Source organism: Streptomyces sp. MBT65 (genome assembly GCF_016612545.1).
GTDB lineage: Bacteria > Actinomycetota > Actinomycetes > Streptomycetales > Streptomycetaceae > Streptomyces.
Window position 1 is genome coordinate 26,310 of the sequence record NZ_JAENRY010000081.1, and the last position, 12,239, is coordinate 38,548.

A 12,239-nucleotide genomic window follows, 5' to 3' on the forward strand; every position below is an offset into this window, starting at 1 on the left:
TACGGCGATGAGTTCGAGCGGGGTACGGGGTCTCCAGTAGGGGGACGACCGACGACTCAGGGAGAAGCCGATGACCGACCAGGAACCGCAGACCCGTCTCGACCCCCGCTACAGCGACCCGGCGGCCACCGCGACCGACTGGGCCACGGCCGAGGCGCGGCTCGACGCGGCCGAGCTGTTCTGGATCTCGACGGTACGGCCGGACGGGCGGCCGCATGTGACGCCGCTGCCGGCGGTGTGGGCGGACGGGGCGCTGCACTTCTGCACCGGCCCCGAGGAGCGCAAGGCGCTCAACCTCGCCGGCAATCCGCACGTCGTGCTGACGACCGGCACGAACACCGTCGACACGGGGTACGACCTGGTCGTCGAGGGTGCGGCGGTGCGGGTCGTGGACGAGGGCGTGCTGCGGGAGCTGGCCGCCGCGTGGGAGGCGAAGTACGGCAGTTTCTGGCACTTCGACGTGCGGGACGGGGCCTTCCATCACGGTTCCGGGCACGCCTTTGTGTTCGCTGTGGCGCCGCGCACGGTTTTCGGCTTCGGTAAGGGGGAGCCGTTCAGCCAGACGCGGTGGCGGTTCGAGTGACGCGATGTCCCACCGGCGTACGACAGATGTCCCACCGGCGTACGACAAAGGAGTCAAGCCATGGACATGACCCTCGAAGTGATTCTCCTGCCCGTCTCGGATGTGGACCGGGCCAAGGCGTTCTACCAGGACAAGGTCGGTTTCCATGTCGATCTCGACGGTGAGGTGATGGAGGGCGTGCGGATCGTGCAGCTCACGCCGCCGGGGTCCGGGTGTTCGATCGCCTTGGTCGACGGCTTGCAGGTGCCGACCGGGACGCCGCAGCCGGGGACGTACCACGGCATGCAGTTGTGCGTGACGGACGCGAAGGCGGCGTACGACGAACTGACCGCGCGCGGGCTCGAGGTGAGCGAGCCGGTGCAGTTCGCGCCGCAGGACGGGGCGACGTTCATGTACTTCAAGGACCCGGACGGGAACGGCTGGGCGATCCAGGAGTACCGGAAGCGGGCGACCGAGCCGCTGCATCAGGTGCTGGCTCAACTGGCGGCGGGAGAGCAGTAGTTCACCACTTCTTCATCCATCGGGTTGGGAGAGGTGGGATGCGGGCATTTTGGCGTGTGCATGCTCGGTTCGCACCGTCACCCCCGTCCTCCCCCCCACCCGGAGGTTGAAGTGTCCGGCAGCAGTTCTGGGAGTTCCAGCAATTCCGTTGGCTCCGTGTACCGCCGCAGCCGCGCCGTCGTGGCGTCCGCGCTCGCCTTCTCGGCAGCCGCCGTCGGGGTCTGGACCGGCTTCGGCACCGTCTCGGCCGCGCATGCCGCGACCGGGGTGCCGACCCCGGACCACGTCGTCGTGGTGGTGATGGAGAACCACGCGTACAGCCAGGTCATCGGCTCCTCCAGCGCCCCCTACATCAACTCGCTGGCGACCGGCGGCGCCGCCCTCACCCAGTCGTACGGGATCACCCACCCGAGCCAGCCGAACTACTTCGCGCTGTTCTCCGGCTCCACCCAGGGCATCACCAGCGACAGTTGCTACACGGCGGGCTTCTCCTCGGCCGCGAACCTCGCCTCCGAGGTGACGGCGGCGGGCGGCACCTGGGCGAGCTACAACGAGACGCTGCCGAGCCAGGGTTCGACGACGTGCAGCAGCGGCAACTACGCCCGCAAGCACAACCCGTGGTTCGGTTTCTCGAACGTCGCGACGTCCACGGCGAAGACGTTCACGCAGTTCCCGACGGACTACACGACGCTCCCCGACATCTCCTTCGTCACCCCCAACCTGTGCAGCGACATGCACGACTGCTCGGTGGCGACGGGTGACACGTGGGTGAAGAACAACCTCGGCGCGTACGCCACTTGGGCCAAGACCCACAACAGCCTGCTCGTCGTCACCTTCGACGAGGACAACCTGCTCAGCGGCAACCGCATCCCGACGGTCTTCTACGGCCAGCCGGTGAAGGCCGGTTCGACGTCCTCGACCACGTACAACCACTACAACCTGCTGCGGACCCTGGAGGACTCCCAGGGCCTGACCACCCACGCGGGCAACGCGGCGTCGGCCGCCGACATCACCGGCATCTGGGCGTCCTGAGATGTACGTGGCGGACAGCCGCGCCACCGCAGACCCGAGCGCCGGGGGCAGTACGGGTGCTACGGCCGACCCAAGTGCCGTGGGTACCAAGGGCGTTACGGCCGACCCAAGTGCCGTGGACACTACGGGTGTCACGGGTACTCGGGCGCGGGTGTCCGCCGTGGTCGCCCCCACGGTCTTCGCGCTCGGCGCGGTCAGCCTGATCACCGACGTGTCGTCCGAGATGGTGACCGCGGTCCTCCCGCTGTACCTGGTGACGGGCCTCGGCCTGTCCCCCCTGGGCTTCGGTCTCCTGGACGGCATCTACAACGGCTTCTCGGCCCTCGTCCGGCTGGCCGGCGGCCACCTCGCCGACCGGGGCGGCGGTCGCCACAAGTGGGTGGCAGGCATCGGCTACGCCATCTCGGCGGCCTGCAAACCGCTCCTGCTCCTGGCCCACACCCTCACCCCCATCGGCCTGATCCTCGCCGCCGACCGCACGGGCAAGGGCCTGCGCACGGCACCGCGCGACGCGCTGATCTCCCTCTCCTCCACCCCGGACAACCGTGGTCGGGCCTTCGGGGTGCACCGCGCGATGGACACGGCGGGCGCGCTGCTCGGCCCACTGGTGGCGTTCCTGATCCTCCGGGCGACGGTGGACGGGTACGACGCGGTGTTCACGGTGAGTTTCTGCGTGGCGGTGGTCGGGGTGCTGGTGTTGGTGCTGTTCGTGCCGGGCGGCCGCCGGGTGGCAACGGGAGGCCAGGTGGTGCCGGGAGGCCGGGAATCGGCGCCGGTGCCCACGGGCGGACCCACCGTGGGCGAACGCCCCACCCTGGGCGCGGCCTTCGCCCTCCTCACCCACCGCGACCTGCGCCGTATCACCGTCTGCGCACTGCTCCTGGGCCTGGCGACGGTCAGCGACTCCTTCGTGTACCTGCTCCTGCAACGGCGCCTCGGCGTCCCCGACCGCTGGTTCGCCCTGCTCCCCCTGGGCACGGCGGCGGCCTTCCTGCTCCTCGCCGTACCCCTGGGGCGGCTCGCGGACCGCATCGGCCGCTGGCAGGTGTTCCTGGCCGGCCACGGCGCCCTCCTCACGGCGTACGCCCTCCTGCTCATCTCCTGGCACGGCACGGCCCTCCCCTACGCCGTCCTCCTCCTGCACGGCGCCTTCTACGCGGCGACCGACGGCGTGCTGATGGCCGCGGCCTCGGACAGCGTGCCGGAGCAACTGCGGTCGTCGGGGCTCGCGTTGGTGCAGACGGGGCAGGCGGCGGCGCGGTTCGTGTGCTCGCTGGGCTTCGGTGCGGCGTGGACGCTGTGGGGCGACCGTACGGCGCTCATGGCGTCGGCGGTGGCACTGGCGGGCTGCGCCGCGTTCGCCCTGACACTCCGCCCCGGCCGACGAGTTCCGGAGCCCGCCTCATGACCCTGCGCAACCGCATCCTGGTCCTCCTCGCCGCCGTGGCCGCACTCGCCGTGGTGGCCACGGCCTCGGTCCTGCACGCGTCCGCGCGGGCCGAGCGGCGGAACGAGGCCCAGCCCGGCGGCCCGAGGATCACGGCGGGCCGGATCACGCTGACCGACCCCGGCCGCCTGGTGTTCCGCAACATGGCCTGGGGCCCACACCGCGACGAACTCACAACGGTCCCCGCGTCGAACCCCGCCGGCCCCCGCATCGCCTCGGGCCTCAAGTGCCTGCGCTTCTACGCCAGTTCGGGCACCGGAGTCTGCCTCCAGGCGGTCCACGGCACGGTCACGGACACGTACCGCGCGCTGATCCTCGACGCCCACCTCAAGGAGACGGCCCGCTACGACGTCCCCGGCATCCCCTCCCGTGCGCGGGTCTCCCCCACCGGCCACTTCGCCGCGTGGACGGCGTTCGTGGGCGGCGACTCGTACGCGGGCACGAACTTCTCGACCCGAGCGGCGATCGTCGACACCAGGACGGGCCGGCTGACCCCGTCCCTGGAGTCGTTCCGCATCCTCAAGGACGGCCACGCCTACCACGCGGCCGACGTCAACTTCTGGGGCGTGACCTTCGCGGCGGACGACCGCACGTTCTACGCGACGCTGGCGACAAAGGGGAAGACGTACCTGGTCAAGGGCGACCTGAAGGCCCGCACGGTGACGACTCTGCACACGAACGTGGAGTGCCCGTCCCTGTCCCCCGACGGCACACGCATCGCCTTCAAGAAACGGGTACCGGGCCTCCCGAAGGACGCCCCCTGGCACCTCTACGTCCTCGACCTCCGCACGATGCGCGAGACTTCGCTGGCGGAGTCGAGGAGCGTCGACGACCAGGCTGTGTGGAGGGACAACCACATGATCGTCTACGCACTGCCCGGGGATTACGGGGCGGATCTGTACGAGGTGGCGGCGGACGGCACGGGGAAGGCTCGGCGCATCAGTACCGCGGCCGTGTCGCCCGCGTACATCGCCGTGCCATGAGACGAACGGCGGCTACGATCTCGGCGGCTTGCGGGGCTTGCGCGGTCTGCTCCAGCTGCCGTGCGGCCGGTCCTGGGCAGGCGTCGCCCCGTCGGCCCGGTTCGTGCCGGCCGCCGGCCGTGGTGCGGGTACGAGCGTGGTCGCCGTCGATCGCCATGGAACAGCCGAGGCCCAGCCGACCAGGGGCATCGTCTCGTCGTAGTGCGGAGCGAACCGCGCGACGGTGATGGCGGGCATCCGATAGGTCAGGCCGCGGACGTGTTCGGTGAACGCGTCGGGCAGCGAGACATGGTGCGTTTCCACGTAGTGCGGGAAGTCCAGGCGCCACAGCCAGGTGCCGTCGGTCAGCAGGGAAGAGCATCCCGGAGAGTGCCGGTGGGGGCTCCCGGTGATGACGTCGGGTCCGCCTTCCATCACTTCGATGAGGACGTGGCCGGCGTCCAGGTAGGCGACCAGTTCCGCCTCGTCCGGTTCGCCGGCCGACCGGACGGCATCCCGTATCGATCCGTTCGGCCGACCGGAAGGGTTGTCCAGTTCGTCGTAGAAGCCCAGCAGCCCCAGCACGGCGCCTCCTTCGACGGGTGCGACGCGACGCCGTGTGGGCCGACGGTCGGTGACCGTCGGCCCACACGGTTGAACATCGGCTTTTACAGCACCGGCAGGTTCTTCCGCAGCTCGAACGCCGTCACCTCGGACCGGTACTCCTCCCACTCCTGCCGCTTGTTGCGCAGGAAGTGACGACCCGCCCGGCCGACCTGGGGCTGCGTCCGCGAACACCTCGCTGGCCAGCATCGGAACAGTCGTTGGCTGTCGTCGTCTGTCGTCGTTGGTCGCCCTCGGACGGCCCACAGACGGCCCGGCCCCGGGCCTACAGGTCGTATGGCAACAGCTCGAACGCGGGCACATGGCTGGGCCGTACGACGCTGAAATGCCGCCGGTCGACGGTGGCCACCTGCTTGGCCTGCCAGCGTTCCGCAATGGCGACGACACACGCGTCCGTGCCCCCGAGAGGCAGGCTGGCGTACTGCCGTACGAGGTGGGCCATGCGCTCGATGTCCTCCGGCATGATGCCCGTCACCGTGCCGAGTTGCCCGGCCGCGAGCGCATCCAGGAACGCGGCCTCCACCTGGGCACCGCACCGCGTACCGATCAGGTGGCAGGCTTCCGCGATGACCGGCGCCGGGATCACGAGGTTGCGGGGGTGGACGCTGTCGTACCACCGGGTGCATGCCGCGTGGTGGTCGTCGTCGGCGTCCGCGAGGGCCACGAGGGGGCCCGTGTCCACCACGATCACTCGCCGAACCCTGTCTCCCGCAGGATCTCGTCCGCGCGGGCGGACGTGTCGGAGTGCCCGGACCGGCCCATGCCGATGAACGAGGGCCGCACCGGGCGCGCTGCGGGCCCTATGAACGGCCGCAGCGTCTGCACCACGGCGTCGAGGTCGTCATCCGGCACGCGGTCGATGAGCGCGTGAAGCTCTTCCCGTGTCGTCATGGTCCCAGGGTAGCCACCGGGCCCCGCCGGCGGTTCGGTTCGCGGGCCGCAATGGTCGCTAGCGCTAGCGGCAGGGGTCGCTAACGTTAGCGACCCCGCTAGCGGCCAAAACCGCAGGTGACCAGGACGTTAGCGGTTAGCGAGCCATGTGGGCAGACCCCGGAAACGGGCCGTAGGACGTCTCTGGGAGGGGCACCGCCGGATCGCTATCGGGCCGGGCCGTGACGTGCCAGGCCGTCGGTCCGTCGCCGGGGAGTGCGAGAAGGAGCGGCCTACGGCCGCGGGACCCTTGGCGGCTCGCTGCGCTCGCGCGGGGGCCGTCGTTGGGGCCTAAGCCGTTCCCCCCTTGGAAGGCCGTCCTGAGGGCGCGTGAGGGCGGCCTTTACCTGCCGGGGCAACCCCGTGCGCCCCGCCGGTAAAGGCCGTCCTGTAGGCCTTCCAAGGGGCAGACCGTTGACGAGGGTGAGTGTCGCCGGGCCCGTCCCGTTCCGTGTGGCTCACCACTGCTCTTCAGGAGGGGGCAGACGGCCGTTCGTACTGCGATCCTGCCCCTCCTGAAGAGCCTCCCTTCTCTCTTACTAGAGAATTGGGGAGAGATAGCGTCCGCAGCGTCCGCCGGGCATCACGCACCCCCTCTGACCTGCACCGTTCCAGCGGACGCTAAACAAAATGTTTAGCGTCCGCTAGCGTCCGCAGCGTCCGGACACGCTCTGTCACTAAGAGTGTGTTTTCGCAGCTCAGAACGGCTCTTAGAGGAGGCAGGGTTGCGGACGCTGGCGAGTCGCAAGCGCTGAAGAGACCACCCCGGCGCGGCGCGGGTGGTCTCTTCAGCGCTTGCGCAAGCAAGAGGAGCACAGCGCGCGGGGGTGCTCCTCTTGCTTGTCCAGACCAGTCGACCGCAACGGCGCCGTAGCGCCATGACCGCCACGGCCGCGCGAGCGCAGCGAGTTGCCAAAGGGCGCGCGGCCGTAGGTCGCACCTTCTTCTCATTCCACAGCGGGCGCCTCGTCCACAAACCCATGGTCGGCCGGTTGCGCGGCGCGCTGAGCGAGCCATCCCGAGACACGCGGCCCTCCGTTCACGGCGTCACCCTCCCGGACAGTCCGCACATGCTCAAAGCCCTGCCTCAGGTAGTAACGCTGTAGCGCCTCATTCGTCGTCCAGGCATCCAGCCTCAGCCACTTCACAGGGGCCTGGAATGCTCTATCTCCCGCCCAATCAAGCAGTCGACCGCCAAGGTTCCGCCCAGCGTGCGTGCGAGCCACGGTCAGCTTGTTGATGAACAGTGACGGCTCACTTAGCTCCTGATCAGACCACAACCCCTCTTCCGCGTCTGGTGTGAGGGTGATGGTCGCTGCGGTCACCTCTCCGTCCCGCACCATGAACACAGTGCCGGATTCGATCGTCGCCAAAAGGCGGTCGGCCGGATAAGGGCGGCTCCACTGGTCAGACCCCAGTTCGCTGAGCCATCCGGCAGCCTCCCGCCGGAAGGCAAGCAGCTTGGGCAAGTCCTCCGGTCGGGCAAGAGTGATCTTCACTGAGGCTCGTTCTCACTTCTGGCGGACAGGTCGCCAATCTCGTAGTTCATCCGATTCAGGTCACCCCTGAAGGTCGTGATCGTGCATCGGATGGGCCGGTCGGATGAGTAGCCCGTCCGCGTCCACAGAAGCACCGGTACCCCTGCCCCGATCTCCAGCAAACGGGCTTCATCCGGCGTTGGCATACGTGTAGCAATCTCGTCGTAGAAGCCGACCTGCTCGATCCCGAGCCCCGCCATGTAGCGGGTCGTTCCTTCGTCAATGTCGCCAGGTTCTGTGAGTCGCGAAGCCTCCGAGATGAGCCACTCCGGATAGTGGGTGGCCTGCGTCGACCACGGCACGTCATCCACGAAGCGATGACAGAAGCGCAGTACCGAGGTAGATCCTGGTTCGACCACCAACCGCTCAGCGATGTAGTCCGGTGTTGGGGTCATCTCAACCCGGAAGGTCTGATGCGGCCGGCGCCCCGCGTTCGTCACGTCCGTGTTGTAGGCGTCGCCGTGCTGCGGGAAATTCAGGTTCTCGAAGCGAGAGGCGTTCAGCTCGAACACCTCGTGCTTCCGCACCTCGTACCCGAGTCCCTGGCTTGACGAGATCAGCCCTTCGCTGGCCAGCAGTTTCAGCCCAGCGCGCACCGTGTTCCTTGACGCCTCGAACTGTTCCTGAAGGTCGCTCTCCGAGGGCAACCGGGCCCCCGGCGGGTACGTGCCGCCAACGATGTCGCGACGCAGGACATCGGCCACCTGGTGGTACTTCGGCTGCTTGCTCATGGCTCCATCATGGCGCACTCGGTCAACTTGTTGGTACATGCGGTCTCCAACCCCTTGACGTCTCACACTCCGTCGGTGCAGCATCACTACATCAGCTTGTACCAACAAGTTGAGCAGGTGGACCAACAGGCCTAGGCCTGCCCATCTGTGCCGACAAGAAAGCCCCGGCAGCAAGGCTCACCGGGGCTCAGAAACAGGGAGCGGCTCCCTACCGCCAAGCAGATAGCCGCTCCCCGACCCAAAAGGGGTACCTCCATGATGCCTGGAACTCTCGCGGAACGGACCACTGAGCAGGTCACAGCGCTGCGTGCGGCGCGGTTGGAGCGGGGTTGGAGCCTGAAGGATCTTGCCGAGCGGCTGTGGGCGGAAGCGAACCGCCAGGACGTTCGGATCGGCACGCACCCGTCCTCGGTCCGTGGGCTGATCATCGGGTGGGAGCTGGGACGGCGCGTCCCGAGCGAGGTCTACCTGAACCTGCTGACGGTCATCTACGGCGCGACGCCCGCCACGCTGGGCCTGCCGGAGCCCAAGGCCCCGGTCTCGATGGACTCCGAGGTGCTGGCGGACCTGTTCGCCCGCTATCAGCGCTTCGTGTGGGGATGGCACTACCGGCGCGTACTCGACTTCCACCTTGCCGAGGACCTGACCAGCGAGACGTTCATCAGGGCCGCTGAGGCCGTGGACGACGTCGAGATCCGGAACGCCTACGGGTGGCTGGCCAAGCAGGCCGGATGGGTGCTCGCCGAACACTTCCGGCAGAGGCGCAACATCCAGGCCGACCTTGCCGTCAAGGCCTGGGACAGCCACCGGACGAAGGAAGGCCAGGAACCGGACTGGGCGGCTGACGACGACATGTCGCACCCCGAGGAGACCGTGATCGGTCGACTGAGCGTGCTGGACGTGATCGAGGGCCTGAGCGAGCGCGAGCGCGAACTGATCGTGCTGCGGTTCCTGGACGGCCTGCCCATGGTCGAGGTCGAGAAACGGATGGGTCTCTGCAAGACCAGTGCCCGCCGGATCTTCAACCGGGCCATGGCGACCATGCGCGCCAACGCGCTCGTGGTCTGGGACATCCCCGCCACCGTGGGCGCACTGGAGACGGCGGCATGAGGCACGGACACCCCCTCAACTCCGCACGGCGGCGCGTGCGCAAGGAACAGCTCGCGCGCCGCCACGGGCAGCACTGCGCCTACTGCCTGCGCCCGTTCGCGGACCTGAGTGAGGCCACCCTCGATCACATCGTCCCGCAGTCGCTGTGGCGGTCGTGGTCGGTCACCTCGCTCATGCTCGCCTGCGCCGACTGCAACCACGCCAAGGCCGACCGACTCCCGCTCTCGATCGCCCTGATTTTGCTGGTGTGGGCCGACCCGACCGCGCCGATCGTGCGCCCGGTCGACTTGCCCGTGCTGGCCCGACTCGCGCACGCCAACCAGTCGGCCTACGCGGCGAGTTGGTCGCCCGACCCGATCGCCCCACGGTCTACGGCTGACCTGCGTGACGAGCCGCGTCACACCCGCCGTCACGGCATCACGCACGGGGCCCGACCGGTCTGCCGTGCGGCTGTGCGGCGGCCCTCGATACGACCCGACTGCCTGCGCGCTCCCCGCCCCGTGCGGGCCTGCGTGGGCCCGACCGGAGAGGCGGTGTTCGCGTGACGAGCACCCGATCCGACCGCCCCGTCAACGGGCACGCCCACCCCGGCAAGAGGCGGGCGACCACCGACCCGACCCGTACGGCCGCGCGTCGACCCGAGCACGGTGACGGCGGGGGCAAGCAGCCGCCCGCCGCCGCCCGGATCGTGGCCATGGCGCGGGAGCAGTACCGGTTCGTCACCTCGCCGGACGGCCGCCCCTACGCGGTCGCCCTGGACGGCCCCAACACCGCGCTCCCGCTGCGGAACAAGGGCGGCCTACGTCAGCGCCTGGCCCGGCAGTTCGCGGACGCCTACCCCGGCGAGGTGGCCTCACAGTCCGCGCTCGCGGACGCTATGACCGTTCTGGAAGGCCTCGCGGAAGACTCTGACCCCGTGCCTGTGCACCTGCGGGTGGGGCGTGACGCGGCCGGCGCGGTCGTGGTCGACCTCGGCAGCACCGACGGCCGCGCGGTCGTCGTCACCGGAACCGGCTGGAACGTGGTCGACCGGGCCCCGGTGCTCTTCCGCCGCTCAGGCGCCATGGCCCCGATGCCCCCGCCCGTGCTGGACGGCGACGGCCTGGCCAAGCTCCACGCCCTGCTGAACATGGATCAGCCCACGTTCCATCAGCTCGTTGCCTGGCTGGTCGCGGCCTGGATTCCCGACATCCCGCACCCGGCCCTGGTCTGCAAGGGCGAACAGGGAACCGGCAAGTCCAAGGCCGCGCAGATGTTCATCAACCTGATCGATCCGTCCCCGGCCTCCAAGCGCAGCCAGCCGCGCGACGAAAAGGCGTGGTCGCGGCAGGCGTTCGCGTCATGGGCGCTGTGCCTGGACAACGTCAGCACCATCCCGCCGTGGCTCTCCGACACCCTCTGCAAGGCCGTGACGGGTGACGGAGTCGTCGACCGGGCCCTGTTCACCGACGACGACGTCGTGGTGCTCACCTTCAAACGGGTGCTCGCGCTGACCACCATCGACGCGGGAGCTCTCGCGGGCGACCTCGCCGAACGCGTCCTGTTGCTGGACTTGCAGCTCATCGACTCCGACCGGCGCCGCTCCGAAGAGGAGTTGGACGCCACGTTCGAGCTGGTACGGCCTGCCGTGCTCGGGGCCCTGTTCGACGTGCTGGCCTGCGTCCTCGCGGTGCTGCCGTCGGTGCGGCTGGAGACGATGCCGCGTATGGCGGACTTCGCCCGCGTCCTCGCCGCGGTCGATGAAACCCAGGGCTGGAACACCCTTGGTTCCTACCTCGCGACCTCGGCGAACGTCGCCACAGACGCGTTGGAGGGCGACCAGTTCGCCATGGCCATTGCCGCCCTAGTCGACCGCGCGGGCACGTGGCAGGGCACCGCCGGAGCGCTCTTGGAGGCACTGCCTGCGCCGATGGTCCGGCCGCCGAACTGGCCCAAGGACGCCACCCGCGCCAGCGGACGCGTCAAGCGCCTCGCCCCGCTGCTTCGGTCCATCGGGATCACCGTGGACGACACGCAGCGTAGCCGCGACCGGACCCGTCACAAGCTCCTGACCCTGGCCCGTGCGGCACCCGAGGAAGAGCTAGCGTCCGCGCCCGAACAGGGCCCTCTGTGGCCGGAGGTGGCCCCGCCGGGGCACCTTGAACCCCCGCCTGACCAGTACTGACGTAGCCGGAACACCAGCCGGACCGGGCCGCACACCAGCGGCCCGGACACGTCAAAGCTGCGGACGCTAGAGCCGTCCAGCGTCCGCAGCTTTGACGTGTCCGGGCCGCTGGTGTGCGGCCCGGTCCGGCTGGTNCCGAAGAACCGGCCGACCCGCGCGCCATCCTGCGCGGCGGACTGCCGGACCGCTACCTCACCCCCGAAGACCTGGTCACGATGTTCAGCCTCCCGAGTGTCGAGACCGTCTACCAGTGGCGCCGCAAGCGCATCGGCCCGACCGGCTTCCGCGTCGGCCGCTACCTCCGCTTCAACCCGGCCGCCGTTCGAGCGTGGGAGGCCGAACGGACCGCCCTCGATGACGCGGCCTGAGCAACGGCCGGAGGTAGAGCCCTCCCGCTCTACCCCGGGGCCCGGCCGACCGGTGACCGGCCCGGCCGACGGCCCCTTCCCACCACCGCCGGGTAGGGGGTGGCCTCTACCCCGGTAGAGGGGCGGGTAATGGCCCGCGACCTGCGCGGTAGAGGGGGTAAAGGGGGTGCCGCCGGAGGGGGAGGCAACCCCCACCGGGCCGGGGAGGCGGGGAGAACTCCCCCACCGCCTCCCCGGGGCACCTCCCCC

At 69.5% G+C, this 12,239-nt stretch carries 14 protein-coding genes and 1 pseudogene; 9 read left to right on the forward strand and 6 right to left on the reverse strand.

Annotation, left to right across the window (positions count from 1 at the left end; genetic code table 11):
• Positions 1-70 precede the first annotated feature (70 nt).
• The 5 genes from JHN63_RS19840 (at position 71) to JHN63_RS19860 (ending at position 4,546) form a co-directional block, all read left to right on the forward strand.
• Positions 71-583 (forward strand): pyridoxamine 5'-phosphate oxidase family protein, encoded by a 513-nt coding sequence (locus JHN63_RS19840; protein ID WP_200682435.1) that lies wholly within the window; start codon positions 71-73, stop codon positions 581-583.
• 60 nt (positions 584-643) lie between these two features.
• A complete protein-coding gene (locus JHN63_RS19845; protein ID WP_200682436.1) occupies positions 644-1,084 on the forward strand; it encodes a VOC family protein in 441 nt (146 codons plus the stop codon).
• 156 nt (positions 1,085-1,240) lie between these two features.
• Positions 1,241-2,116, forward strand: coding sequence for an alkaline phosphatase family protein (locus JHN63_RS19850; RefSeq protein ID WP_200682437.1), 876 nt, complete (start codon positions 1,241-1,243; stop codon positions 2,114-2,116).
• Between the two features lies 1 nt (position 2,117).
• Positions 2,118-3,524: an MFS transporter gene (locus JHN63_RS19855; RefSeq protein ID WP_234477402.1), complete on the forward strand. Its 1,407-nt coding sequence runs from the start codon at positions 2,118-2,120 to the stop codon at positions 3,522-3,524.
• Positions 3,521-4,546 (forward strand): TolB-like translocation protein, encoded by a 1,026-nt coding sequence (locus JHN63_RS19860; RefSeq protein ID WP_200682438.1) that lies wholly within the window; start codon positions 3,521-3,523, stop codon positions 4,544-4,546. Before JHN63_RS19855 ends, JHN63_RS19860 begins: the two co-directional genes overlap by 4 nt.
• A gap of 12 nt (positions 4,547-4,558) precedes the next feature.
• On the opposite strand, the gene JHN63_RS19865 is transcribed toward JHN63_RS19860, so the two are convergent.
• The 6 genes and pseudogenes from JHN63_RS19865 to JHN63_RS19890 all read right to left on the reverse strand — a co-directional run bounded on the left by JHN63_RS19865 (position 4,559) and on the right by JHN63_RS19890 (position 8,348).
• Positions 4,559-5,110 (reverse strand): hypothetical protein, encoded by a 552-nt coding sequence (locus tag JHN63_RS19865; protein ID WP_200682439.1) that lies wholly within the window; start codon positions 5,108-5,110, stop codon positions 4,559-4,561.
• Positions 5,111-5,193: 83 nt separating this feature from the next.
• Positions 5,194-5,280: pseudogene (locus tag JHN63_RS19870) on the reverse strand (glutamine synthetase); the annotation flags it as partial.
• Between the two features lie 134 nt (positions 5,281-5,414).
• Positions 5,415-5,840, reverse strand: a complete 426-nt coding sequence (locus JHN63_RS19875; protein WP_200682440.1) for a type II toxin-antitoxin system VapC family toxin — start codon at positions 5,838-5,840, stop codon at positions 5,415-5,417.
• Complete coding sequence (locus JHN63_RS19880) at positions 5,837-6,040, reverse strand: hypothetical protein (RefSeq protein WP_200682441.1); 204 nt, start codon at positions 6,038-6,040, stop codon at positions 5,837-5,839. The genes JHN63_RS19875 and JHN63_RS19880 overlap by 4 nt, the downstream gene beginning before the upstream one ends.
• Positions 6,041-7,026: 986 nt before the next feature.
• Positions 7,027-7,578, reverse strand: coding sequence for a GNAT family N-acetyltransferase (locus JHN63_RS19885; protein WP_200682442.1), 552 nt, complete (start codon positions 7,576-7,578; stop codon positions 7,027-7,029).
• Entirely contained in the window at positions 7,575-8,348 is a 774-nt protein-coding gene (locus tag JHN63_RS19890; RefSeq protein ID WP_200682443.1) for a GntR family transcriptional regulator, read from the reverse strand. Before JHN63_RS19890 ends, JHN63_RS19885 begins: the two co-directional genes overlap by 4 nt.
• Positions 8,349-8,603: 255 nt before the next feature.
• On the opposite strand from JHN63_RS19890, the gene JHN63_RS19895 reads away from it, so the two are divergent.
• The 4 genes from JHN63_RS19895 to JHN63_RS19910 all read left to right on the forward strand — a co-directional run bounded on the left by JHN63_RS19895 (position 8,604) and on the right by JHN63_RS19910 (position 11,990).
• The gene (locus tag JHN63_RS19895) at positions 8,604-9,458 is read left to right on the forward strand and encodes a sigma-70 family RNA polymerase sigma factor (protein WP_200682444.1); all 855 of its coding nucleotides are present in this window, start codon (positions 8,604-8,606) and stop codon (positions 9,456-9,458) included.
• Complete coding sequence (locus JHN63_RS19900) at positions 9,455-10,003, forward strand: HNH endonuclease (RefSeq protein ID WP_200682445.1); 549 nt, start codon at positions 9,455-9,457, stop codon at positions 10,001-10,003. The genes JHN63_RS19895 and JHN63_RS19900 overlap by 4 nt, the downstream gene beginning before the upstream one ends.
• Complete coding sequence (locus JHN63_RS19905) at positions 10,000-11,622, forward strand: ATP-binding protein (RefSeq protein ID WP_200682446.1); 1,623 nt, start codon at positions 10,000-10,002, stop codon at positions 11,620-11,622. Before JHN63_RS19900 ends, JHN63_RS19905 begins: the two co-directional genes overlap by 4 nt.
• A gap of 113 nt (positions 11,623-11,735) precedes the next feature.
• The gene (locus tag JHN63_RS19910) at positions 11,736-11,990 is read left to right on the forward strand and encodes an AlpA family transcriptional regulator (protein ID WP_200682447.1); all 255 of its coding nucleotides are present in this window, start codon (positions 11,736-11,738) and stop codon (positions 11,988-11,990) included.
• The last annotated feature ends 249 nt before the right edge of the window (positions 11,991-12,239 follow it).